Source organism: Streptomyces sp. NPDC005302 (genome assembly GCF_040607345.1).
GTDB lineage: Bacteria > Actinomycetota > Actinomycetes > Streptomycetales > Streptomycetaceae > Streptomyces.
In genome coordinates, this window is sequence record NZ_JBEXGN010000016.1 from 41,763 (window position 1) to 65,900 (window position 24,138).

Consider the following 24,138-nt stretch of genomic DNA (forward strand, 5'->3'; position numbering starts at 1 on the left):
AATATCTGTTCATGGCAGACGGTGGAGCGGTGAGACGAGCGGAAACGGGCGGGCCGGCGGCGTTCTGGGAGCCCGGGCACCAGATCCTGTGGCGGTACCGGGAGAACGGCGGTGAGGGCGTCCACATCTGCCGTCCCGTGACCGTCGTTCGGGACGACGCCGAGCTGCTCGCGGTGTGGATGGCGCCGGGCACCGAGTGCGTGAAGCCGGTGCTCGCCGACGGGTCGCCGGTGCACGGGGAGCCGCTGGCTTCGCGCTACACCAAGCCGCGGACGGTGCGGCGCGACCGGTGGTTCGGGACCGGGGTGCTGAAGCTGGCGCGGCCCGGCGATCCCTGGTCGGTGTGGCTTTTCTGGGAACCGGGCTGGCGTTTCAAGAACTGGTACGTGAACCTGGAGGCTCCGCTGGCGCGTTGGGCGGGCGGCGTGGACTCCGAGGACCACTTCCTCGACATCTCGGTCCATCCGGACCGGAGTTGGCACTGGCTGGACGAGGACGAGTTCGCGATGGCGCAGCGGGCCGGTCTGATGGATGCTCAACTGGCCGCGCGGGTACGGGAGGCGGGGTGGTCGGCGGTGGAGGTGATCCGCGCGTGGGGGGCACCGTTCTCGGACGGATGGCAGCTCTGGAGGCCCGATCCGGCCTGGCCGGTTCCCGCCCTGCCGGATGACTGGGACCGTACGCCCGCGCACGTGTCCTCATGAGACCCTTGATGCGCCCCCGTGGTACAACCGTAGGATCGTCTTCCGCAAGGGCGCACGGCAGCAACAACTCCCGCATGATGAGCCGGGCTTGACCACATGTCACCGAGGGGCGGCAGGACGTGAGCGAGGGGCACGAGGGGTACGGCGGCGTGACCGGCCGAGGTCCGGACGCCCAGCGCGGTGGCGTTATGACGGTCGTGAGGGCGGGGGCTCCGGTCCCGATGCCCCTGTCGGCGTGGCCCGTTTCCGGCCGCCGGCGGGCCGCTTCGGGCCCTGCGCCGGCTGTCCTCGCCACCGGTTCCGCACCTGACGACACGCAGAATCCGTTCCCGGGGCACACATTCCGGGTATCGGGGCTGCGGGACGAACTGCGCGCACGGCGCGCAGCCCCGGACGGATGGACTCGACACGCGTGACGGAGCACCCCACCTCGCACGAGCGCCGGCAGAGCGCCGCCGGCCGGCCGGCCGCCCCCGCGGACCCTCGCGGGGCGCTCCTGCGTACCTCGGACCAGCCGTCCCCGCAGCCGGGGTCGGGCGCCTTACCCGTTCAGGCGCGCGCGGGTGACGTGTCGCGCGGCACCGCCACGCCCTGCGGCAAGCAGGGTGCGGCCGGCGGGCAGGCGCCCGCCGGCGCCGGCCTGTCCGCTTCCTCCTCCGGCACGGGCTCCGGTACGGACGTGCCGTCGCCCGCGGCGCCCGGTGCGGGCGCGGAGCACTCCCAGCCCTCGGCCGCCGAGCCGGATCCGCACCGGCCCCGGCCCGCGCCGGAGAGCATCCCGGTGCAGCCGGACGCGGATCAGGACCGTTCCGCGCGTACCCAGCGCGGCAAGGAGCGCCGTACCGGGCAGAGCCTGCCGCAGGGCGGCCCGATGCCGATGCGGCGGGACGGGGACCGGCTGCGCTTCGTGGGCGCCGCGACCCGGCGGATCGCCCGGGGCATCGACCTCGACGAGATCGTGATGGGGCTGTGCCGGGCGACCGTGCCGACCTTCTCTGACGCGATCCTCGTCTATCTGCGGGATCCGCTGCCGGTCGGCGACGAGCGGCCGACGGGACCGCTGGTGCTGCGGCTGCGTAGGACCGACCGGATTCCCGAGGAGCGGGACACCGAGGGCGGCTTCCTGCCCCTGGCGCGTCCCGAGCCCGATGAGCTGTCGGCGATGACGGCCGAGCTGTGCGAGGTGCGCCAGGGCGGCGCCTTGGCCGAGGTGCTGCGCGGGGTGCGGCCGGTGTTCGCCGACGCCCCCGCCGCGCGCGCCGCGCTGCCGGAGCTGCTCGGCGACGACATGGCGGTCCCGAGCGGGCAGCGCGCGATCCTCGCGCCGCTGCGCGGCCGGCGCCGGGTGATCGGCGCGGCCCTGTTCCTGCGGCGGCCGGAGCGGGTCGCGTTCGAGGCGGACGATCTGCTGGTCGCCGCCCAGCTGGCGACGCACAGCGCCCTGGGGATCGACAAGGCGGTGCTGTACGGCCGCGAGGCGTACATCGCCGACGAGCTGCAGCGCACGATGCTGCCGGAGACGCTGCCGCGGCCCACGGGCGTGCGGCTGGCGTCCCGTTATCTGCCGGCCGCGGAGACCGCGCGGGTCGGCGGGGACTGGTACGACGCGATTCCGCTGCCGGGCAGCCGGGTCGCGCTGGTCGTGGGTGACGTCATGGGTCACTCGATGACGTCGGCGGCGATCATGGGCCAGCTGCGGACGACGGCACAGACCCTCGCGGGGCTCGATCTGCCGCCGCAGGAGGTGCTGCACCACCTGGACGAGCAGGCGCAGCGGCTCGGCACCGACCGCATGGCGACCTGCCTGTACGCCGTGTACGACCCGGTGTCGCACCGGATCACCATCGCCAACGCGGGCCATCCGCCGCCGGTGCTGCTGCACCTGGGCGGGCGGGCCGAGGTGCTGCGGGTGCCGCCGGGTGCCCCGATCGGGGTCGGCGGGGTCGACTTCGAGGCCGTGGAACTGGACGCGCCCGCAGGGGCGACGCTGCTGCTGTACACCGACGGGCTGGTGGAGTCGCGGCTGCGGGACGTCTGGACGGGGATAGAGCAGCTGCGCGAGAAGCTCGCCGCCACGGCCGCGCTGACCGGGCCGGATCATCCGCCGCCGCTGGAGGCGCTCTGCGACGAGGTGCTCGACATGCTCGGCCCGGGCGACCGGGACGACGACATCGCGCTGCTCGCCGCACGCTTCGACGGGATCGCGCCGAGCGATGTCGCGTACTGGTTCCTGGAGCCGGAGGACGCGGCTCCCGGCCGGGCCCGGCGACTGGCCCGCCGGGCGCTCGCCCGGTGGGGCATGGAGGACATGACCGACTCGGTGGAGCTGCTGGTCAGCGAGGTCGTGACGAACGCGGTGCGCTACGCGTCGCGGCCCGTGACGCTGCGGCTGCTGCGGACGGACGTGCTGCGCTGCGAGGTCGGCGACGACGTGCCCCAGCTGCCGCGGCTGCGGCAGGCGCGGGCCACGGACGAGGGCGGCCGGGGGCTGTACCTGGTGAACAAGCTGGCCCGGCGGTGGGGTGCGACCCGGCTGAGCACGGGGAAGGTCGTCTGGTTCGAGTTGAGCCGGGGCTGACGGAGCCGGCCGCGGTGACGGAGGCGGAGACGCGGAAGAGGGGCACCCGGAGATCCGGGTGCCCCTCTCGCGTGCCGTGTGCTGTGCGCGGCTACTGTCCCTGGCTCTGGTCGTCCTGGCCGAACGGGTTGTCCGGGAGCTGACCGCTCGGGGTCTGCGACGGCGTGGACGGCGGCGGTGACGACGGCGGGGTCGTCGACGGCTTGTCCGAGGGCGTCGGCGGACTGCTGCTGGAGGGCGGCTCCGACGACGGTTCCTGGGTCGACGGCGTCGACGACGGCGTGTCGGACGGCGACTGGCTGATGGTCGGCGTGTCCGTCGGCTCGACCGCCGCACCCGAAGTGGTGTTCAGGTCGAACTTGCTGACCTTGCCGTCCATCGCGCCGAAGGTGTACGCCGCCCATATCTGGGCCGGGAAGCCACCGCCGTTGACGCGGCCGCCCTCGGCGAAGAGGCCGGTGGCGCCCTTCATGGAGACCTGGTGGTGGTTCTTCGCGTCCTCACCGAACAGGCCGACCGAGGTGACGAGGTTCGGCGTGTAGCCGGTGAACCAGGCCGACTTGTTGTTGTCGGAGGTACCGGTCTTGCCGGCGACCTGCTGGCCGTCACGGGACGGGTTGTCCCGCACCGAGACACGGGCCGTACCGTCGTCGACCACGCCGGTCAGCACCGAGGTGACCGTGTCCGCGGCCTCTTCGCTGATGACCTGCTCGCCGATGGGGTCGGGGATGTCGACCGTGAGGTCCTTGTGCTCGGCCGAGGCGAGGATCGACGGGGTGACCTTCTTGCCGTGGTTGTCGAGCGTCGCGTACACGCCCGCCATCTCCAGCGGGCTGGCACCCATGGAGCCGAGGGTCTGGGCGGGCACCGCCTGGAGTCCCTTGGTGTTCATGCCGAGCTTGCCGGCGACCTTCAGGACCTCGTCCATGCCGACGTCGACGCCCATCTGGGCGAAGACGGCGTTGATGGACTTGTTCATCGCGGTCTGCACGGTGACGTCGCCGTAGCTGTGCTCGTCCTCGTTCGGCGGCGCGAAGGCGATGTCGCTGCCCACGACGGGACGGCGGTTGGTGCCGTCGTAGACCGTGTTCGCCATGATCGGCCTGCCGGAGCGGGTCTTGGCCTCCTCGGCGAGGGCCGCGGCGAAGATCAGCGGCTTGAACGTCGAGGCCGCCTGGTAGTCCCGGCGGGTCGCGTTGTTGATGTAGTGCTTGAAGTAGTCCTGGCCGCCGTACATCGCGAGGACCTTGCCGGTCTTCGGGTCGACCGACGCGGCGCCGGCCTGGAGGTTGGCGTCGACCTTGCGCTTCTTCGGGTCGAGCTTGCCGGTGAGCTGCTTCTTCACCGTCTGCTCGAGCAGGGCCTGCTTCTTCTTGTCGATGTTGAGCTTGATCGTCCAGCCGCCCGCGTCGACCAGGGCCTTGGCGTCGTCGAGGTCGTCCGCCTTGCCCTGGGCGACGAGCTGCTGGGCCAGCTCGTTCTGCGCCTCGGTCACCAGGTAGCCGGTCTGCCCCTGCATGCCCGCCGCGCCCTGGGGGTCCAGGGGCTTGGGGAACTTCATGCCCTGCCGCTTGCCCGAGTCGAGCCAGCCCTGCTCGACCATGTTGTCGAGGGTGTAGTTCCAGCGGGCCTGCACCAGCCGCTTGCCGGTGTCCGTGGCGACCGCCCAGTCGTACTGGCTGGGCGCCTGGAGCAGCGAGGCGAGGTACGCGCCCTGCGCGACGCTGAGCTTGCTGGCGTCGACGCGGTAGTAGGCCTGCGCGGCGGCCTGGATGCCGTACGCGTTGCGCCCGTAGTAGCTGGTGTTGATGTAGCCCGCGAGGATGTCGTCCTTGGACTTCTTGCGGTCCACCTTCAGCGAGATGACCATTTCCTTCAGCTTGCGCGAAACGGTCTGGTCCTGGCTGAGGTAGTAGTTCTTGACGTACTGCTGGGTGATCGTCGAACCACCCTGCTTGCCCTTGCCGGAAAGCGTGTTGAGCAGGCCGCGGGCCGTGCCCTTCAGGTCGACGCCGGAGTCCTTGTAGAAGGACTTGTTCTCGGCGGCGACGAACGTCTTCTGGACGCCCTTGGGCACCTTGGACAGGTCGACGATCTCGCGGTTGACCTTGCCGGTGCGCGCGAGGGTCTTGCCGTCGCCGTACTCGTAGACGTTGCTCTGCAGTCGCGCGGCCGCGTTGCCCTCGGGCACGGAGACGACCATGTAGAGCACGATGAAGGCGCCCATGCCGAGCAGGCAGACGCCGAGGAACGTGCCGAGGATCGTCTTCCAGTTCACGAACCTGCGTATGCCGGTGCGGCGGGGCTTCCCGCCCGCCTTCGCGCCGGTATCGGGGCCCGCCGACTCGTGTCCGGACGAGCGCTTGGGCGCCGCGCGGCGGCCCTGCGCCTGCCGCGCTCGTCTCTCTTCCGCTCGTCCCATGGGTCGATCCGCTCCGCTTCACTCTCGTGTGGCACACACGTTCGTCGCTCAGGTCAGCTCAGCAAGCTAACACCGCGCGCTATGACAAAGGGCCGCCGATCCGGCCTTTTCCGGACGTGACAATCAGCACGCCCTCCGCAGGGGCCCCAACAAAACCGACGACCGGGAGGCGCGGAAGGTTGCGATGCGCGGTAAAGTGATATCACTTAGCTAGACCAAAGCTATGCCGTACGAGACGGGGGACCCACCATGTCGTCACACGCTTCCCACGCGTCCTCGCCCACCCCGGGGGCACCGGACCCCGCGACCCCGGCCGACCTCCCCGAGATGCCCGCGCCGCATGTGCGGGAGTTCACCGCGCACAGCATCGGCGGGGGGCTCGCGCTGCTCCTCGGCCTGCTCGGCCTGCTTCTCGGCGCCGCCCTGTGCGCCGTCGGCGGCGGGGTCGTCCGGTCCGGCGGGGCGCAGGCGGCGCTGATCATCCTGGGCGTCGCGGTCGCCGTCGCCGCGTTCTTCGCGATGTGCGGGCTGAACACCGTCGCGCCGGGCGAGGCCCGCGTGGTCCAGCTCTTCGGGCGCTACCGCGGCACGATCCGCCAGGACGGACTGCGCTGGGTGAACCCGCTCACGTCCCGGACCAAGATCTCGACCCGCGTCCGCAACCACGAGACGGCCGTCCTCAAGGTCAACGACGCCTACGGCAACCCGATCGAGCTCGCGGCGGTCGTCGTCTGGAACGTGCAGGACACCGCCCAGGCCACCTTCGAGGTCGACGACTTCCTGGAGTTCGTCTCCACGCAGACCGAGGCGGCGGTCCGGCACATCGCCATCGAGTACCCCTACGACGCCCACGACGAGGACGGCCTCTCGCTGCGCGGCAACGCCGAGGAGATCACCGAGAAGCTCGCCGTCGAACTGCACGCGCGCGTGGCCGCCGCCGGCGTGCGGATCATCGAGTCGCGCTTCACGCATCTCGCGTACGCTCCCGAGATTGCCTCCGCGATGCTCCAGCGCCAGCAGGCCGGAGCGGTCGTCGCGGCGCGGCGGCAAATCGTGGACGGCGCGGTCGGCATGGTCGAGGCGGCGATCGCCCGGATCACCGAGCGCGACATCGTGGAGCTGGACTCCGAGCGGAAGGCGGCGATGGTGTCGAACCTGATGGTGGTGCTGTGCGGTGACCGCGCGGCGCAGCCCGTCCTGAACACGGGATCCCTCTACCAGTGACGTCTCCCACGGAGGGAACTCCGCCGCGTCGGCCGCAGCAGCAGCGCAAGCAGGTACTGCTGCGGCTCGATCCGCTGGTGTACGAGGCGCTGGCCCGCTGGGCCGGCGACGAACTGCGGTCCGCCAACGCGCAGATCGAGTTCCTGCTGCGCCGGGCCCTCGGCGAGGCCGGGCGCCTGCCCGGCGGCGCGGGTCCGATCCCACGCCGGGGGCGGCCGCCGGTCTCCGGGGAGCCGGAGAGCTGAAAGGTCCTCGGCCCGCCAGGGACATGGCGGGCCGAGGACATGGCGGACCGGAGACATGGCGGCCCGGGGTTCACCTCCACCCCGGGTGCCGCGCGAGCCGAGAGCCCCGCTGTCCGGGCGCCGCGGCCTGATTCGAAACCGTGACAATCGCTCCTGACCAGGGAGCCTCTGCCCGGCCACACCCCGCGGTCGGCCCAGCGTCAGGGACTGTGCACAGCGGGTATACACGGCATGTATACGCACTGTGTAGAGTGCTCCGCATGTCCATCGGTCACACCCTCCTGGGGCTCCTGGAGTCCGGCCCGCGCCACGGTTACGACCTGAAGCGGGCCTTCGACGAGAAGTTCGGTCACGACCGGCCGCTGCACTACGGCCAGGTCTACTCGACGATGTCGCGGCTGCTGAAGAACGGCCTCGTCGAGGTCGACGGCATAGAGGCGGGCGGCGGTCCCGAGCGCAAGCGGTACGCCATCACCGACGCCGGGATCACCGACGTCCAGCGCTGGCTCGCCACGCCGGAGAAGCCCGAGCCGTACCTCCAGTCGACCCTCTACACGAAGATCGTCCTCGCCCTGCTGACGCACCGCGACGCGAGCGAGATCCTCGACACCCAGCGCTCGGAGCACCTGCGCATGATGCGCATGCTGACCGAACGCAAGCGCAAGGGCGACCTGGCCGACCAGTTGATCTGCGACCACGCGCTCTTCCACCTCGAAGCCGATCTGCGCTGGCTGGAACTGACCGCCGCGCGCCTCGACAAGCTCGCCGAGGCGGTGACGACCCGATGACCTCCGCCACCCCTCCCCCCGGCTCCCTGCTGACCGCCTCGGAGCTGCGCAAGGCCTACGGCCCGACCACCGCTCTGGACGGGGCCGAGTTCTCCATCCACCCCGGCGAGGTCGTCGCCGTGATGGGTCCCTCCGGATCCGGCAAGTCGACCCTGCTGCACTGCCTCGCCGGCATCGTCCCCCCGGACTCGGGCTCGATCACGTACAACGGCCGCGAGATGGCGACGATGAACGACGCCCAGCGCAGTGCGCTGCGGCGCTCCGAGTTCGGCTTCGTCTTCCAGTTCGGCCAGCTCGTCCCGGAGCTGACCTGTGTCGAGAACGTCGCGCTGCCGCTGCGGCTGAACGGCACCGGCCGCAAGGAGGCCGAGCGCGCCGCCCTGACGTGGATGGAGCGCCTGGAGGTCGACGACGTCAAGGGCAAGCGGCCCGGTGAGGTCTCCGGCGGCCAGGGACAGCGCGTCGCCGTGGCCCGTTCGCTGGTCACCAGCCCGCGGGTACTGTTCGCCGACGAGCCGACCGGCGCGCTCGACTCCCTCAACGGCGAGCGCGTGATGCAGCTGCTGACCGACGCCGCCCGCTCGACCAACGCCGCCGTCGTCCTCGTCACGCACGAGGCACGCGTGGCCGCCTACTCCGACCGCGAGATCGTCGTACGCGACGGGAAGTCACGGGACATGGAGCGGATCGTATGAGTGACCGCCCGTCCCCCGCCGCCGCCCCGACCGGGGCGGCGCGCACCGCCCCGAGGCTTCCGCAGTGGTCCCGCGACCTCGGGATGGGCGCCAGGTTCGCGCTGACCGGCGGCCGTGAGGCCTGGGTGCGCGTGCTGCTCACGGCCGTCGGGGTCGGCCTCGGAGTGGCGCTGCTGCTGCTCACGACGGCGATCCCGAGCGCCCTGTCCACCCGGCACGGCCGGGAGAGCGACCGCAACGACATGACCTTCAGCTCGACGGTCATGAAGAAGTCGGACCGCACCCTCCTCGTCGGCAACACCGACACCACGTACCGGTCCGCCGACGTACGCGGCCGGCTCCTCCAGCGCGAGGGGGCCCGTGCCCCGCTGCCCCCGGGCCTGCGGACGTTCCCCCACATCGGCGAGATGGCCGTCTCGCCCGCCCTCGACCGGCTGCTGAAGTCCGCCGACGGAGCGCTGCTGCGTGAGCGCCTGCCGTATCGCGTCACCGGGACGATCGCCGACTCCGGGCTGATCGGACCGCACGAACTCGCCTACTACGCGGGCAGCGAGAGCCTGTCCGTGGCGGGCAGGCCGGACCTGCGGGTCACCCGCATCGACGCGTTCGGATCGAAGGACCGCTCCGAGTCGCTGGACCCCGTCCTGCTGCTGCTCGTCCTGATCGTCTTCGTCGTGCTCCTCATGCCCGTCGGGGTGTTCATCGCCGCGGCCGTGCGGTTCGGCGGCGAGCGGCGCGACCGCAGACTGGCGGCGCTGCGGCTGGTCGGCGCGGACGGGCGGATGACCCGCCGGGTCGCGGCTGGCGAGGCCATGGCCGGGGCCCTGTTCGGCCTCGTGCTCGGCGCCGGGTTCTTCCTGCTCGGCCGCCGACTCGCCGGACTGATCGACCTGTTCGAGATCAGCGTCTTCCCGAGCGACCTCAATCCCACACCGGCGCTGGTCGCCCTGGTCGCGGTCTGCGTCCCGGCGGCGGCCGTCGGCGTGACCCTCTTCGCGCTGCGCGGGGTCGTCATCGAGCCGCTGGGCGTGGTGCGCACCGCACGGCCCCCGAAGCGCCGCCTGTGGTGGCGGCTGCTGCTGCCGCTCGGCGGACTGGCCCTGCTCTACCCGATGATCGGGCAGGGACGGAGCAACGGGAACTTCAACGAGTCCATGGTGATCGGTGGCGTCATCCTGCTGCTGGTCGGCGTGACGGCACTGCTGCCCTGGGTCGTCGAGGCGGTCGTCTCCCGGCTGAACTCGGGCGGGGTCGCCTGGCAACTGGCGATCCGCCGACTCCAGTTGAGCAGCGGCACCGCGGCCCGCATGGTCAACGGCATCGCCGTGGCGGTGGCCGGCGCGATCGCCCTGCAGATGCTGTTCGCCGGTGTGGAGGGCGACTACACGAAGCCCTCGCAGCGGGACCTGTCACGCGCCCAGATGTCGGTCACCGTGCCGGGCGGCGTGCCGCTCGACGAGGCCGCGGGAAAGCTCGCGCGGACCGAGGGCGTCCGCAAGATCATCCCGCTGTCCTTCTCCTACGCGGGCGAACGCGCCAAGGACCCGCGGCTCTCGGGATCCGTGACCGTCGGCACCTGTGCGGCCCTGCGTGAGGTGGCCGAGCTGCCCTCCTGCAAGGACGGCGACGTCTTCGCGGTCCAGGACGCCCAGTACGACAGGGACACCCCGAAGCTGGCGCGGCCGGGCCGCACGATCTACATCGACCCGAGCTTCAACGGCGGCGTCGCGCACAAGGCCCCGTTCACCCTGCCGGGCCGCGTCCTCGAGGCGGAGGGCCGCGACGGCCCGGCCGGCTACGACCGCGGGGGCATCCTGATCACCCGGGGCGCGTTGCCCGCCGGCGCCGCGGCGGCCGTGAACGGGGAGGTCTACCTCACGCTGGACATGTCGGTGCCCGACGTCCGCGACCACGTGCGGAACACCGCCGCGTCGATCGGCCCGCTCGCGGAGGCGATGACCTGGACGGCCAGCGAGCAGTCGCGGCGCTTCACGTCGATCCGCACCGGACTGTTCGTCGGCGCGACCTGTGTCCTCTTCCTGATCGGCGCGAGCCTGCTGGTCTCGCAGCTGGAACAGCTGCGGGAGCGCAGGAAGCTGCTGTCCTCGCTGGTCGCCTTCGGAACCCGGCGCCGCACACTGAGCCTGTCGGTGCTGTGGCAGACCGCGATCCCGGTCGCTCTCGGCCTCGCCCTCGCGTCGGTGGTGGGACTCACCCTCGGCACGGTGCTGCTGAAGATGACGAACACGCCGGTGCGCGTGGACTGGCCGAGCATGCTGGCGATGACGGGGATCGGCGCGGGCGTGGTCCTGCTGGTGACGCTGCTCAGCATGCCGCCGCTGATCCGCCTGATGCGGCCGGACGGTCTGCGCACGGAGTAGGCCGCGTCCCTCGCACGTGCGGGTGGTCCTCCCGGTCGGGAGGGCCACCCGCACGTGGTTCAGATGCTGTACTCCCGCACCACGCGGCGGACCTGGGCGAAGAGCATGCCCACGTTCACCGCCTTGCGGCAGACGACCACGGCGACCACGTCCTGCTGCTCGTTCATGCGCACGAACAGATGCGTGAGGTTGTCGCTGTTGACGAGGATCTCCTGGAAGAAGTGCTGGTCGCTCTCGACCCCGCGGCGTTCCTTGAAGACGTCCTCGATCATCTGGACGGTGCGCCCCTGGAACAGGTCGAGGGTCGCACCCGCGAGCAGGTCCAGCACCTCCGGCGGGTGGTTGTCGACGGTCTCGTAGGAGAGCAGCATGCCCGTCGACATGTCGACGGCACCCGAGGCGAGGCAGTCCGGGGCGTCGGTGCGCAGTGCTTTGACCAGGCCCATGATCTGGTCGGAGAATCCCGGTCGCATTTGCTTGGTGGCCATCTCGTCATACCCCTTCGGTCGCGGTCTCGGTCACGGCTCCGGCGAACGGGCCGGAGGTGTACGGGGTCCCGGCGGCCGGCTCCGGGTCGTCGCCCGCGAGGATCGATCCGATGCGTCCGAGGACCGGGCGGGTCTGCTCGTGGAGCCGTTCGAGGTCGATGCCCTCGTCGCCGAGGACGATCATCAGTGCGGTGTCGCCGACCGCGTAGAAGGCGGCGCAGCCCTGACTGCCGTAGGTCACGGTCTGCCGGAAGGTGCCCCGGGCGGTCGCGGCGGTCGCGCGGCGCGCGATGCCGAGTCCGGCGGCGGCGATCGCGGCGAGGCTCTCGGCCTCGATGGTGTCGGCGGTGTCCGCCGCGATGAGCATTCCGTCGGCGGCGGCCACCGCCGTGTCGGTGATTCCGGTCACCCGTTCCCGGAGGCCTCTCATCTCGTTGGCCAGTGCCTCGTGATTCATGAGCTGAACTCCCTGGTATCGGGGTGCGTTTGGTCAGGAAAAGGCGGTGCGGGGTCAGGTGCCGGAATCCGGCGTCCAGATCCGGTGCCGCAGACGGAAGAACCCTTTCCAGTTCACCGCGGCCCTCTCGGGCGCGAGCGTTTCGGTGATTCCGCTCGCTCCGGGTTCGCGGCGGGGCAGGGAGGGGGCGTCCGGACCGGGGAGTACGAGGGCGGCCGACCGAAGCGCCGGGGAGGGGCCCACGGCATCGGGGTGGTCGGGCCCTTCACCGTCCGGGACGTCCGCGGGGCTGCCGTCACCGGACCCTTCGGAGGCATCCGTACGGGCGGTGCGGTCGCCCTCGGTGACGGCCGCCCCCGTGCCCTCCCCCGCAGAGGACGGGTCGGCGGCCTCCGCTGCGGAGTCCGTGTCGTCCGCTCCGGCGGTCAGCGCCGCGGCCAGTGCGGAGAGCAGCTCCGGATCGGGGCCCGGCACAGTGGATGGCGAACGCTTCCTGAGGGACTCGGTGGGCGGGATGCGTACGGTGACCGGGGAGGCGGACGCGGGCGCCTCGGGCAGTACCAGCAGGCCCTCGCCGAGCAGGCGGGCCATCCCGACCGTGGCGGTGTAGACACCGAGTCCGGTCACGAAGGCGATGTCACGGGCGGTCCGCCGGCCGTCCGCATGAAGAAACAATTCCCTTTGCTGTACCGGCAGTTGGTCCCGTAACTCGTCCGCCACGACGCCCTGTACGGGACGTTCACGGTCCGGCCGAACGGGCCGGGGCAGCGATGCGACAGCCGCCAGCTTGCGCGCCGCTTCCTGAAGCAGCCGCCCCGGCATCTCCCCCCGGTCGACGGGCGCGTAAGGCTCGAAGGCGGCGTCCAGCGGGTCGCACGCCTCGACGTCCCCGGCGACGACGGCGAACGCCGCGTCCTGCATGGCCATCATGCAGACCACCCGGAGCTGTGCGGCGCCCGCGTAACCGTGTGCGATCAGCCCGGCCTGCGGCCACCGGGTGCCGCCGGCCTCCCGGAGCAGTTCGGCCCACTGCTCGCCACTGACCCGGCCGGAGCGCAGCAGACGCGCCTCGGGGCCCGGAGCGCCCGGGCTCTCGACGGCGACGACGCAGCCGTCGTGCAGGTGGAAGACGCCCCCGGGCCTTCCGGACACCCGCAGTTTTCCCGTCGCGCGCGCCTGTCGGCATTCGCTCAGCGCGCTCGACAGCAGGTCGAATCCGACCCGGCCGAGGGAATCCCGAATGCCCGACATCGCTCCCCTGGACCTTCCGGCATTTCGCACAGACGCCTGACGCGTCACACTGAGGGGGTATGTGTATCAGCCGGGGCGCACGCATTCGCGGGAGTCGCACTACCTGACGGAAGTTGAGAATTCCCGCCTTTCGAAAGCCTTCATCGGTCGCTCAAATGACCGCCTGTGCGCGGCAGTTCAGTCCCGTGGGCCCAACACCCGGACGGGCAGCGGGCGCAGCGCGTCACGCAGGGCCGCCGCCAGTTCCTCGTACTCGGTGCCACGGGCCGCGCCCGAGCGCATGGCGAGCGCGATGCGCCGGGTGGGGGCCGGATCCGCGAAGTATCCGGTGAGGAGCTGGTTGCTGCGGGTCGTCTCCACCTTGACGGCGGTGCGCGGCAGCAGGGTCACGCCGAGTCCGCCGGCGACCAGTTGGACGAGGGTGGACAGTCCCGCGGCGGTGGTGGTGACGGGGGCGTCGGCGCGCCCGGCCTCGCGGCAGATGTCCAGCGCCTGGTCGCGCAGGCAGTGCCCCTCGTCGAGCAGCAGCAGACGCAGTTCGCGCAGCGCCTCGCGCGGGATGCCCTCCCGGCCGCCGAGCCAGTGGTCGAGCGGGGTCACCAGCACGAAGTCCTCGTCGAACAGCGGGAGTTCGGTGACGCCGGGCACTCCGAGCGGCACGGCGAGGAGCAGCAGGTCGAGCCGTCCTACCGCGAGCCCCTCCAGCAGGCTGGCCGTCTGCTCCTCGTGCACCTGGAGGTCGAGGTCGGGGTACCGCTCGTGGACGAGCCGCAGGACGGTGGGCAGGAGGTAGGGGGCGACGGTCGGGATGACGCCGAGGCGCAGGGCTCCGGTGAACGGCGCGCGGACGGCCTCCGCCTCCTCCATCAGCGCGCCGACCTCCTCCAGCACCGCCTTGGCCCGTACGGCGAGACGCTCACCGGCGGGCGACAGCAGCACCTTGCGGGTCGTACGCTCCAGCAGGGTCACGCCGAGGGTGTCCTCCAGGGCGGAGACGGCCCCGGACAGCGCGGGCTGGCTCATGCCGATCGCGGCGGCGGCGTCGCGGAAGTGCAGATGCTCGGCGACGGCGGCGAAGGCGCGGAGCTGGGCGAGGCTGGGCTGACGGCGCCCGTTGCCCTTGGCCCCGGGGCGGCCGATGTTCGCGCCCCGCCCGAGGGGGATCGACCGGCCGGCGGGGACGCTCCTGCCCACGGCTGTCGTGCCGCCCACGGGGTCGGCCTCGTGGCTGGAGCTCGTCACGGCCGCACCTCTCTCCGGATCGCTTCACCGACGGTCACTGATAGACGCAACCGATCAACCCGACCGAGTGTAGCTATTTCCCGAATCAATGCAGCCTGTGCCAACATCACGTTCGTCCAACCCAAGGGAAACGCCCCCAAAAGGGACGGCTCCCCGTTGCAAGGAGAATGCGTGCTCACTGTTGGTGACAAGTTCCCCCAGTTCGACCTGACCGCCTGCGTCTCGCTGGAGAAGGGCGCGGAGTTCGAGCAGATCGACCACAAGACCTACGAAGGCAAGTGGAAGATCGTCTTCGCGTGGCCCAAGGACTTCACCTTCGTGTGCCCCACCGAGATCGCCGCCTTCGGCAAGCTGAACGACGAGTTCGCCGACCGTGACGCCCAGGTCCTCGGCTTCTCCGGCGACTCCGAGTTCGTGCACCACGCCTGGCGCAAGGACCACGCCGACCTGCGTGACCTGCCCTTCCCGATGATGGCCGACTCGAAGCACGAGCTCATGCGTGACCTCGGCATCGAGGGCGAGGACGGTTTCGCCAAGCGTGCCGTCTTCATCGTCGACCAGAACAACGAGATCCAGTTCTCCATGGTGACCGCCGGCTCCGTCGGCCGTAACCCCAAGGAGGTCCTGCGGGTCCTCGACGCTCTCCAGACGGACGAGCTCTGCCCGTGCAACTGGACGAAGGGCGAGACGACCCTCGACCCGGTCGCCCTGCTGGCCGGTGAGTGATCTTCCATGGCTCTCGACGAACTGAAGTCCGCCATACCGGACTACGCCAAGGACCTGCGCCTGAACCTCGGTTCGGTGATCGGCAACAGCGACCTCCCGCAGCAGCAGCTGTGGGGCACGGTGCTGGCCTGCGCGATCGCCTCGCGTTCGCCGCGCGTGCTGCGTGAGCTGGAGCCCGAGGCGAAGGCCCAGTTGTCGCCCGAGGCGTACACGGCCGCCAAGTCGGCCGCCGCGATCATGGCGATGAACAACGTCTTCTACCGCACGCGGCACCTGCTCTCCGACCCGGAGTACGGGACGCTGCGCGCCGGTCTGCGGATGAACGTCATCGGCAACCCGGGCGTGGACAAGGTCGACTTCGAGCTGTGGTCGCTCGCCGTCTCCGCCGTCAACGGCTGCGGACAGTGCCTCGACTCGCACGAGCAGGTGCTCCGCAAGGCGGGCGTCGACCGGGAGACGATCCAGGAGGCCTTCAAGATCGCGGCCGTCCTCCAGGCCGTCGGCGCCACGCTGGACGCCGAGGCCGTACTCGCCGAGTAGTCCTCGCCTCGCACAACGCTCAGGGCCCCGCTCACCACGACGGTGAGCGGGGCCCTGAGTGGTTTCCGTGCCGCCTCCGGTCGCCGGAGGCGGCACGGGACTTCCTACGGCGTGAGGCTCTTCGCCGGTGACGCGTCGAGCGCCGTGGCGCCCCGCGGCTCGGGAGAGTGCCGCAGACCCGCCTCATGGGCGTACGAACGCAGGTACGTGACAACGGTGTTGGTGACCGCGACCAGCGGGACCGCGACGACCGCTCCGCCGATGCCGGCGATCATGCCGCCCGCCGCGACCGACAGGACCACCGCGAGCGGGTGGACGCGCACCGCGCGGCCGAGGATGAACGGCTGCAGGACATGGCCCTCGATCTGCTGGACCGCGAGGACCACCGCGAGGGTCATGAGGGCGGTGAACACGCCCTGGGTGACGAGGGCGACGACGATTGCGAGGGCTCCGGAGATCACCGCGCCCACCAGCGGGATGAACGCGCCGAGGAAGATGAAGACGGCGAGCGGGACGGCCATGGGGACGTCGAGGAAGTAGATACCCAGGCCGATGAAGATGGCGTCGATCAAGGCGACTATCACCGTGCCCCGCACGTACGCCGTGAGGGTGCGCCAGGCGCGCGGGCCGGCACCCGCGACTCCGGGGCGGGCGGCGGCCGGGACGAGCTTGAGCGACCACTCCCAGATCCGCTTGCCGTCGTAGAGCAGGAAGAGCGTCGAGAACATCGTCAGGAGGATGCCGGTGAGGCCCTCGACGATGACCGTCACGCCCTGCAGTCCGGCCGAGGTGATCTGATCGGTGTTCGCGCCGACCGCCTCGCGGAGGTTCTTCGCTATCTCGTTGATCTGCTTGTCCGTCACGTGGAACGGGCCCTTGAGGAGCCACTTGCGCAGCTCGTCGATGCCGTCCTGGATCTGGCCGGAGAGGTTGTCGATGTTCTCCTGGACCTGCCAGACCACGAACCAGCCGATCAGACCCATGATGACGAAGCCGAGGATCGCCGTGAGCGCGGTGGCGAGGCCGCGCGGTACCCGGTGATGCGTGAGCCGGGCCACCGTCGGCTGGAGCAGCGCGGTGATGAGGAGCGCGGCCACGAAGGCCAGCACGACGAGTTGCACGGCGCTGATGACGCGCATCAGCACCCAGACGGTGCCGGCCAGGATGAGCAGCCGCCAGCCGGCCTCGGCGGCGACGCGCACGCCCCACGGCACCGCGAGCGCTGGGTCGGGACGGGGCGTCAGCGCGTACGAGGCCGGTGCGGACGTCTTCTCGGTGGCGGGGCGGCGAGCCGGCGGCGCGGCCGGTTCACGGTCCGCCGCCGGGTGTTCGGGGGTGCCCAGGTCGTCCAGGACGTCCAGGTCGTTCAGGTCCTCCGGGGAACCGGGCGTTTCCGGCGTGTCGGGAACCGGTCCGTCCGGCTTCTCGACGGAAACACGCACTGCGGACCGGTCCTGAAGGTCGGGGGAGCCCTGTGACTCCTTCTCGACCTCGGCCCGGCGTTCGTCCAACCGCTCTCCCAGCTCGGTGAGTCCTGCGCCGAGCCTGCCGAGCCACCCTGGTACTCGCGACATGATGCGTCCTTTTCCCCCGTTGCTCCCCACCACTCCCCCCAGGAGTCCTCGGATCCGACCGTACATGGCCGAAGCCCCTCCCCCTATGACGGGGAGGGGCTTCGAAAGGTTGAGCGCCCGACGTGGAGCGGGGGACTCAGTACCAGCTGTTCGCCTGCCAGAACGACCACGCCTCACAGGGGCTGCCGTACCGGCCGTTCATGTAGTTGAGGCCCCACTTGATCTGTGTGGCCGGGTTCGTCTGCCAGTCGGAACCGACGGACGACATCTTGGAACCGGGCAGAGCCTGGAAGAGACCGTAGGCACCGGAGGAGGCGTTGACCGCCTTGTAGTTCCAGCTGGACTCGTGGTTCACGATGTTGCTGAAGCACTGGAACTGCCCGCTCGGCACCATCTGGCGAGCCATCGCCTGGATCTGCGCGACGGAGTACGAGGACTGGACGCTGAAGGTGGTCGCGTCGCGCGTCGCGGAACGGCTGGCCTTCTCCGCCGCTTCCTTGCGCTCCTTGGCCTCCTTCTCGGCCTTCGCCGCCTTCTCCGCGGCCTTCTGCTTGGCCACGGCGTCGTCGGCCGCCTGCTTGCGGGCGGATTCCTCCGCGTCCTTCTTGGCGCTCGCGTCCGCGGCGATGGCCTGCGCGTCGGCCTGCTGCGTCAGGGACGCGGTCTGCACCTGGGCCTGCTGACCCGTGGGGATGTCCGCGAGGAGGGTCGAGTCGCTAGCCGTCGCCTCGGCGTCGATCGAGGGCTGAGCGGTGCTGCCCGAGGCAACTCCGACGACGCTTCCAACGGCGGTGACCGCGGTGGCCGAAGCCACTGCGAATCCCCGGACCGAAATCCGGCTCACACGGTTTCCTTCCAGCATCGCCCGCTTAGGTGACCCTCGCGGACGCAATCGTGCCCCTCGGCGCTGGCCTCCCAACTGCGGGGTCACGGGAGGCACGGGCCCGGTGGGCAACTCCCGCTCGGGGAGCGCCGCGTGGTGCACGGGCGGCATACGACGGCTTTATGGAGTTCTGAGGTTCCGGTGGTGCCATACCGCTGGGGGTACAGATGTGTCGTATGCGGGGCCTGACAGGAGTGAGACTCTAGCCGTATCCAGATGCCGCAAGGCAATTCCCCGTCGCGTGTGAAAGCTCACACCTCGTTTGCGGCCGATGTTTTCAGGAAACGGGCGCGCAGCAGGACGCCGCCCGGCTAGGCTCCTTCGCCTTTGCCGGACGGCGCCAACCAGCGTGTATCCACCACCCTTTGACCAGGTGGGGACAGTCGGGATCAGATCTGCCCGTCCTCCAGCATTTCGGTCACGAGTGCCGCAATCTGGGACCTCTCCGAACGATTCAGCGTGACGTGCGCGAAGAGCGGGTGGCCCTTCAACTTCTCGACGACGGCGACCACTCCGTCGTACCGCCCGACCCGCAGATTGTCCCTTTGCGCCACATCGTGGGTCAGAACGACCCGGGAGTTGGCGCCGATCCGGGACAGGACCGTCAGCAGGACGTTCCGTTCCAGGGACTGGGCCTCGTCCACGATCACGAACGCGTCGTGCAGGGAGCGTCCGCGGATGTGCGTGAGCGGCAGGACCTCCAGCATGCCGCGCGCCGTGACCTCCTCGATGACCTCGCGGCTGGTGACCGCGGAGAGCGTGTCGAACACCGCCTGGGCCCAGGGGCCCATCTTCTCGGACTCGGATCCGGGCAGATAGCCGAGCTCCTGCCCGCCCACCGCGTACAGCGGCCGGAAGACCATCACCTTCTGGTGCTGGCGGCGTTCGAGGACGGCCTCCAGGCCCGCGCAGAGCGCGAGCGCGGACTTGCCGGTGCCGGCCCGGCCTCCCATCGACAGGATCCCGATGTCCGGGTCGAGCAGCAGATCCAGCGCGATGCGCTGCTCCGCGCTGCGGCCCTTGATGCCGAACGCCTCGCGGTCGCCGCGCACCAGCCGGACGTTGCCGTCGGGGGTGACGCGGCCGAGGGCCTTGCCCCGCTCCGACTGGATCGTCAGGCCCGTGTGCACGGGCAGGTCGGCCGCTTCGGGGACGTAGACGTGCCCCTCCTCGAAGAGGATGTCCACCTGTTCGCCCGGCAGGGTCAGTTCGGACATTCCGGTCCAGCCGGAGGAGCCCGTGATGGCCAGCTCCGCGCGGTACTCCTCGGCGAGGAGGCCCACGGAGGAGGCCTTGATCCTGAGCGGCAGGTCCTTCGAGACGACGGTGACGTCGAATCCCTCGGCCTGGAGATTACGGGCGACGGCGAGGATGCGGGAGTCGTTGTCCCCCAGGCGATACCCGCTGGGCAGGACGCTGGGGTCCGAGTGGTTGAGCTCGACGCGTACGGTCCCGCCGAGCTCCCCGACCGGAATCGGGGAGTCGAGGCGGCCGTGCCGGACCCGGAACTCGTCGAGCAGGCGCAGTGCCTGCCGGGCGAAGTAGCCGAGTTCGGGATGGTGCCGCTTGGCCTCCAGCTCCGTGACCACGACGATCGGGAGCACCACTTCATGCTCGTCGAAGCGGCTCAGGGCGTTGGGATCGGCCAGCAGGACGCTGGTGTCGAGAACATAGGTGCGCCGGTCAGGCGTGCGGCGCTTTGTGCTGGTCACCACGGAAGGACGTACCCCCTCGGATGAGGTCGGGGAGCGACGGAGGAGATCTGGACCGGTCTCGGGCACCGATGCACGGGCCGAAAACCGGCCCTCCGCTTCGTCCGTACTGACCGCACGGTCGGGCTGGTGCAAAGGGCCTCCCGGGCGGACGGCCCCGTGCCGTCCGCTGAGATACGACACCCGTGGTTCGGGCGTCGACCTGCAAGCGTTATGCCCTCGAACGCGCCAAGCCATGCAGCCGGACCGGACGGCGCGTGCGTTAACTCCTGATGACGTACGCGCCCCGGGGCCCCCACCGCCTCATCGCGGGACCCCGGAAATCAGCCGCCGTAGCGCCGGTGTCGCGCCGCGTAGTCGCGCAGCGCGCGCAGGAAGTCGACCTTGCGGAAGGCCGGCCAGAAGACTTCACAGAAGTAGTACTCGGAGTGGGCCGTCTGCCAGAGCATGAAGCCGGACAGCCGCTGTTCCCCGCTGGTGCGGATCACCAGGTCGGGGTCGGGCTGGGCACCGGTGTAGAGGTGCTTGCCGATCAGGTCGACGTCGACGGCCTCGGCCAGCTCCTCCATCGAGGTGCCCTTGTCGTCGGCGTCCAGGATCATCGCGCGGACGGCGTCCGCGATCTCCTGGCGTCCGCCGTAGCCGATGGCGACATTGACCACTATCCCGTCGACGTGAGCCGTGGTCTCCTCGGCCTCCTTGAGGGCCGACTGCATCTGCGAGGGCAGGATGTCCGGCGTGCCGACGTGGTGCACCCGCCAGCGGCCGTCGGCCGCGAGAGTGCGCACGACGCCCTCGATGATGCCGAGCAGCGGAACGAGTTCCTCCTGCGGGCGGTCGAAGTTGTCGGTGGAGAGCAGCCACAGGGTGACGACCTCGACGTCCGTCTCGGAGCACCAGCCGAGGAACTCCTCGATCTTGTCGGCTCCGGCACGGTGGCCCTGGGCGGTGGTGGAACCCGCCGCCTTCGCCCAGCGCCGGTTGCCGTCCATGATGAGCCCGATGTGCTTGGGCACCTGGTCGTGGTCGAGGTGGCCTTCCACCCTGCGTGCATAGAACCTGACCAGCAGACGGCGCAGGTTGTCGCGCAAGGTCACGTGTTGTCAGCCCCTCCGTGCGGGTGGGACAGGCGCGCCCGAGCACAGTCCCTGTCCAAATGGCGGTCCCCCGGGGCGAAGCCTACCCCCGTGAAACATGGGCTCCGTCAAAGGGTGTCAGAGACCTGACAGTGCGGGCGAGCGAGCGGACCCGTGCGCTCCAGTTGCGGCGGCGGGGGCCTTGGGGGAGTTCGGACGCCACCCCCGGAAGCCGTGCCGGGAGGTTCGGGACGCCGGCGCCCGGGACCGGGTTCCACCGCCCGGGGGACGCCCGGACTCGCGCGAGGGAGCAGGTGGGGGACGGAACGTCGCACAGGGCGGCACTGCGTCACCGAATTTCCCGGCATCCACCGGCGCCTCGCCACGGGGGCGCACGGGGGCGCCCGCCGGGCGGGGCGACGCGGGCACAAAAAACGGGCCGGTCCGTGGGGGGGAGACGGACCGGCCCGAGGGGGGGTTTCCACCATAACCCTTCGTAAGTGATGCTGCGTGCATCCGCGTGCCACAACTACTCTCCGGAGTCGCCCGACGACGCCACGATGAGTGCGGAACCATCGATTCCGGGCGTGATCATGGCCGAATTCCAGCTGATTCAAAGGGAATCGCGGAGGATCGGTGGAGATCCAATGGGTTCGGAGCCGATTGAGGGGGAGCACCCCGATGCGCGGCGACGTACTCCGGGCGGGTGACGGGTGTGGCGTACTCCCTTGACGCCGTCGCTACCTTCGCAGCCATGACGACCTTCACGACGGAGCGAACGTCCGAGCCGGTGCCGCTGGAACGGGCCGCGACGGCGCGAGCCCGGCGGCGCGGACTGCTCGGACGCGACGGGATCGAGGGGGCGCTGCTGCTGGCTCCGGCGAACTCGGTGCACACGCTGGGGATGCGGTTCCCGATCGATGTCGCCTATCTGGACCGCACGTCACGGGTCCTGGCGGTGCGCACGATGCGTCCGGGGCGAGTGGGGCTGCCGCGACCGCGAGCCCGGGCGGTCCTGGAGGCGGAGGCCGGGGCGATGGAGCGGTGGGGCGTTCGACGCGGGGTACGGGTCGTGGTCCAGGACGGCTGATGTCACGTCACTCCACGAAGGCAGCACCGCGCAGCCCCCTCCACTGCGCGGTGCCACACGCGCAGCTTTGCTCACGCGAATTACCTTGGTCTGAACTTACGTCAGGCGAACAGCCCAGGCGAGCCACTCTCGATAACGATGTGGAAACCCTGTGCAGATCCGCCGGCCGACGCTCGGCACCCACCCCGCACCTCGTCCGCCATCCGGACGGTCATCTCATACTGAGTGCCCTTCATTGGGGTGTTTTCGGTCAATCCTCGCGCGGGGGTCGCGATCCCCTCTTCTCGCGCGGTCCGGCGGCCTAGTCCGGCTTGCGTGCCTCGATCAGGAAGCGGCTGCTGTGGGCGACGAACGGACCCCGCGCCTCGATCTGTCGGTGCAGGGCGCGTAGTTGGGGCAGGTGGGCCTCGACCGTGAACCCGGGGACCATCCAGATCACCTTGCGCAGGAAGTGCACGACGGCGCCGATGTCACGGAACTCGATGCGCAGCCGCTCCGAGCGCAGGTCGACGACTTCGAGCCCGGCGGCTTCGGCGGCGACGCGGGCGACCTCCGGGTCCCGGCTGCCGCGGACCTCCTCCGGCAGCGGGCCGAGGAAGTACTCGACGAGTTCGAAGACACTGGCCGGCCCGACCTGCTGGGAGAAGTAGGTGCCGCCGGGACACAGCACGCGGGCGACCTCCTCCCAGTGGGTCTCCACCGGGTGCCGGCTCGTCACCAGATCGAACGCACCGTCCGCGAACGGCAGCGGCGCCTCCTCCGGGGACGCGACGACCACGGCACCGCGGGGGTGGAGCAGCGCGGTCGCCTTGCGGACGTTCGGCGGCCAGCCCTCGGTGGCGGCGGTGAGCGCGGGCAGCGTCGGGGCGGAGTTGAGCACTTCGCCGCCGCCCGTCTGGATGTCGAGGGCGGCCCGGGCACGGCCCAGCCGCTCCCCCATCGCCCGCGCGTACCCCCACGAGGGCCGCTCCTCGGTGGCCCGCCCCTCGAACCAGGAGAAGTCCCAGCCGTCGACGGACGCGGCCTCGGCCTCGGCGACGAGGTCCTCGAAGGTGCGTGTGGTGCTCATGGGCGCATTGTCGCAACGGGCAGGACGGGCGGCGACGGGTTTTCGCCGCCCGGACATGCCGGCGGCTGGTGAAGGCGCTCAGGGGACCAGGGGGCGTACCCGCTCGGCGGCGAAGCGGACGAAGCCCTCGGGGTCCGGTTCGTCGGCGGTCGGCTGGAGGACCACGGTGTCGGCGCCCGCGTCCGCCACCCGCCGGACGGCTTCGGCGACGGCTTCCGCGTCACCCGCCACGCCATGCCCCGGCACGGGGTCCTCGCCGTTGGCGGCCATCTCGGCGCGCAGCCGGGCGGTCGCGTCGGGTCCGGTCGCGGCGTGGAGATAGACGATCACCCGGTGCCGTCCACCCGTCCGTCCGGCCGCCTTCCGTCCCTCCTCGATGAGACCTCGGGCGTGCCGCACCCCGTCGAGGGTGGTCGAGGCGGTGAGGACGGTGCCGTCGGCGGCCTCCCCGGCGAGCCGGAGTGTCCGGGGGCCGGTGGCGCCGGTGAGGACCTCGGGTGCCGATGCGGGCGGCCAGTCGAGGGCGACCTCGTCCAGCTTCACGTAGCGCCCCTGCCTCGACACGCGCTCGCCGTGCAGCAGGGCGCGCAGCGCGTCGAGATGTTCGCGCAGCAGCGTCAGGGGCGACTCGGCGCGTGCTCCGACCTGTTCCATCCAGTCCTGGACGCCGTGGCCGACCGCGACGGCCACGCGTCCCGGGAACAGCCGGTGCAGCGTGGCGGCTTCCATCGCCGTCACGGCGACGTTCCGCAGCGGGACCGGGAGCAGGCCGACGCCGACCTTCAGGCGCTCGGTCCAGGCGAGGGCGGCCGCCGCGGCGGAGACGCCCCCTTCGAGGAAGCAGTCCTCCCACAGCCACAGTTCGTCGAGCCCCGCTTCGTCCGCCGTACGCGCCACGGCACGGAGCCGCTCGGGGGGCAGTTGCGGCCGGAAGACAACACCGAGTGAGGTCATCCCGCATTCCTACCGACCGCGCGTTCCCCCGACAACCTT

General features: G+C 70.9%; 21 protein-coding genes. 10 read left to right on the forward strand and 11 right to left on the reverse strand.

What is annotated here, in order from left to right; genetic code table 11:
- Positions 1 to 11: 11 nt before the first annotated feature.
- Both ABZT74_RS23050 and ABZT74_RS23055 read left to right on the forward strand, forming a co-directional pair.
- A complete protein-coding gene (locus ABZT74_RS23050; RefSeq protein ID WP_355865261.1) occupies positions 12 to 704 on the forward strand; it encodes a DUF402 domain-containing protein in 693 nt (230 codons plus the stop codon).
- A gap of 397 nt (positions 705 to 1,101) precedes the next feature.
- Positions 1,102 to 3,282, forward strand: coding sequence for a SpoIIE family protein phosphatase (locus tag ABZT74_RS23055; protein WP_356437681.1), 2,181 nt, complete (start codon positions 1,102 to 1,104; stop codon positions 3,280 to 3,282).
- Positions 3,283 to 3,373: 91 nt separating this feature from the next.
- Here the strand turns inward: ABZT74_RS23055 and ABZT74_RS23060 are convergent, their stop codons facing one another.
- Entirely contained in the window at positions 3,374 to 5,704 is a 2,331-nt protein-coding gene (locus tag ABZT74_RS23060) for a transglycosylase domain-containing protein (RefSeq protein ID WP_356437684.1), read from the reverse strand.
- Positions 5,705 to 6,031: 327 nt separating this feature from the next.
- Here ABZT74_RS23060 and ABZT74_RS23065 point away from each other — a divergent pair, with 327 nt between their 5' ends.
- The 5 genes from ABZT74_RS23065 to ABZT74_RS23085 all read left to right on the forward strand — a co-directional run bounded on the left by ABZT74_RS23065 (position 6,032) and on the right by ABZT74_RS23085 (position 11,037).
- A complete protein-coding gene (locus tag ABZT74_RS23065) occupies positions 6,032 to 6,928 on the forward strand; it encodes an SPFH domain-containing protein (RefSeq protein WP_355865605.1) in 897 nt (298 codons plus the stop codon).
- Positions 6,925 to 7,173, forward strand: a complete 249-nt coding sequence (locus ABZT74_RS23070) for a hypothetical protein (protein WP_355865270.1) — start codon at positions 6,925 to 6,927, stop codon at positions 7,171 to 7,173. Before ABZT74_RS23065 ends, ABZT74_RS23070 begins: the two co-directional genes overlap by 4 nt.
- Before the next feature lie 260 nt (positions 7,174 to 7,433).
- Positions 7,434 to 7,961 carry a PadR family transcriptional regulator gene (locus tag ABZT74_RS23075; RefSeq protein WP_355865273.1) on the forward strand — a complete coding sequence of 176 codons (528 nt, stop codon included), beginning with the start codon at positions 7,434 to 7,436 and terminating at the stop codon, positions 7,959 to 7,961.
- The gene (locus tag ABZT74_RS23080; RefSeq protein ID WP_355865276.1) at positions 7,958 to 8,656 is read left to right on the forward strand and encodes an ABC transporter ATP-binding protein; all 699 of its coding nucleotides are present in this window, start codon (positions 7,958 to 7,960) and stop codon (positions 8,654 to 8,656) included. The genes ABZT74_RS23075 and ABZT74_RS23080 overlap by 4 nt, the downstream gene beginning before the upstream one ends.
- Positions 8,653 to 11,037, forward strand: coding sequence for an FtsX-like permease family protein (locus ABZT74_RS23085; protein ID WP_356437687.1), 2,385 nt, complete (start codon positions 8,653 to 8,655; stop codon positions 11,035 to 11,037). The genes ABZT74_RS23080 and ABZT74_RS23085 overlap by 4 nt, the downstream gene beginning before the upstream one ends.
- A 59-nt stretch (positions 11,038 to 11,096) precedes the next feature.
- Here ABZT74_RS23085 and ABZT74_RS23090 read toward each other — a convergent pair whose 3' ends face one another.
- From ABZT74_RS23090 to ABZT74_RS23105, 4 genes are all read right to left on the reverse strand, one after another.
- Positions 11,097 to 11,525: a hypothetical protein gene (locus ABZT74_RS23090; RefSeq protein ID WP_355865281.1), complete on the reverse strand. Its 429-nt coding sequence runs from the start codon at positions 11,523 to 11,525 to the stop codon at positions 11,097 to 11,099.
- A gap of 4 nt (positions 11,526 to 11,529) precedes the next feature.
- Positions 11,530 to 11,982, reverse strand: coding sequence for a roadblock/LC7 domain-containing protein (locus ABZT74_RS23095; RefSeq protein ID WP_355865283.1), 453 nt, complete (start codon positions 11,980 to 11,982; stop codon positions 11,530 to 11,532).
- 54 nt (positions 11,983 to 12,036) lie between these two features.
- Positions 12,037 to 13,233: a MarR family transcriptional regulator gene (locus ABZT74_RS23100; protein WP_356437690.1), complete on the reverse strand. Its 1,197-nt coding sequence runs from the start codon at positions 13,231 to 13,233 to the stop codon at positions 12,037 to 12,039.
- A 177-nt stretch (positions 13,234 to 13,410) separates the two neighbouring features.
- Positions 13,411 to 14,373 (reverse strand): LysR substrate-binding domain-containing protein, encoded by a 963-nt coding sequence (locus ABZT74_RS23105; RefSeq protein WP_356166850.1) that lies wholly within the window; start codon positions 14,371 to 14,373, stop codon positions 13,411 to 13,413.
- A 273-nt stretch (positions 14,374 to 14,646) separates the two neighbouring features.
- On the opposite strand from ABZT74_RS23105, the gene ABZT74_RS23110 reads away from it, so the two are divergent.
- On the forward strand, positions 14,647 to 15,201 hold the full coding sequence (locus ABZT74_RS23110) for a peroxiredoxin (protein ID WP_355865290.1): 555 nt from the start codon (positions 14,647 to 14,649) through the stop codon (positions 15,199 to 15,201).
- A gap of 6 nt (positions 15,202 to 15,207) precedes the next feature.
- Positions 15,208 to 15,741, forward strand: coding sequence for an alkyl hydroperoxide reductase (locus tag ABZT74_RS23115; RefSeq protein WP_355865293.1), 534 nt, complete (start codon positions 15,208 to 15,210; stop codon positions 15,739 to 15,741).
- 104 nt (positions 15,742 to 15,845) lie between these two features.
- Here the strand turns inward: ABZT74_RS23115 and ABZT74_RS23120 are convergent, their stop codons facing one another.
- The 4 genes from ABZT74_RS23120 to ABZT74_RS23135 form a co-directional block, all read right to left on the reverse strand.
- Positions 15,846 to 17,315, reverse strand: coding sequence for an AI-2E family transporter (locus ABZT74_RS23120; RefSeq protein ID WP_356437693.1), 1,470 nt, complete (start codon positions 17,313 to 17,315; stop codon positions 15,846 to 15,848).
- 136 nt (positions 17,316 to 17,451) lie between these two features.
- Entirely contained in the window at positions 17,452 to 18,177 is a 726-nt protein-coding gene (locus tag ABZT74_RS23125; RefSeq protein ID WP_164372028.1) for a transglycosylase SLT domain-containing protein, read from the reverse strand.
- Between the two features lie 410 nt (positions 18,178 to 18,587).
- Positions 18,588 to 19,913, reverse strand: a complete 1,326-nt coding sequence (locus ABZT74_RS23130; protein WP_355865302.1) for a PhoH family protein — start codon at positions 19,911 to 19,913, stop codon at positions 18,588 to 18,590.
- Between the two features lie 320 nt (positions 19,914 to 20,233).
- Positions 20,234 to 21,007, reverse strand: coding sequence for an isoprenyl transferase (locus ABZT74_RS23135; RefSeq protein ID WP_355865305.1), 774 nt, complete (start codon positions 21,005 to 21,007; stop codon positions 20,234 to 20,236).
- 733 nt (positions 21,008 to 21,740) lie between these two features.
- Here ABZT74_RS23135 and ABZT74_RS23140 point away from each other — a divergent pair.
- On the forward strand, positions 21,741 to 22,076 hold the full coding sequence (locus ABZT74_RS23140; RefSeq protein ID WP_356437696.1) for a DUF192 domain-containing protein: 336 nt from the start codon (positions 21,741 to 21,743) through the stop codon (positions 22,074 to 22,076).
- A gap of 301 nt (positions 22,077 to 22,377) precedes the next feature.
- On the opposite strand, the gene ABZT74_RS23145 is transcribed toward ABZT74_RS23140, so the two are convergent.
- Together ABZT74_RS23145 and ABZT74_RS23150 are read right to left on the reverse strand one after the other, a co-directional pair.
- Positions 22,378 to 23,145, reverse strand: coding sequence for a class I SAM-dependent methyltransferase (locus ABZT74_RS23145; RefSeq protein ID WP_356437699.1), 768 nt, complete (start codon positions 23,143 to 23,145; stop codon positions 22,378 to 22,380).
- 78 nt (positions 23,146 to 23,223) lie between these two features.
- Positions 23,224 to 24,099 (reverse strand): LLM class flavin-dependent oxidoreductase, encoded by an 876-nt coding sequence (locus ABZT74_RS23150; RefSeq protein WP_356166300.1) that lies wholly within the window; start codon positions 24,097 to 24,099, stop codon positions 23,224 to 23,226.
- Positions 24,100 to 24,138 lie beyond the last annotated feature (39 nt).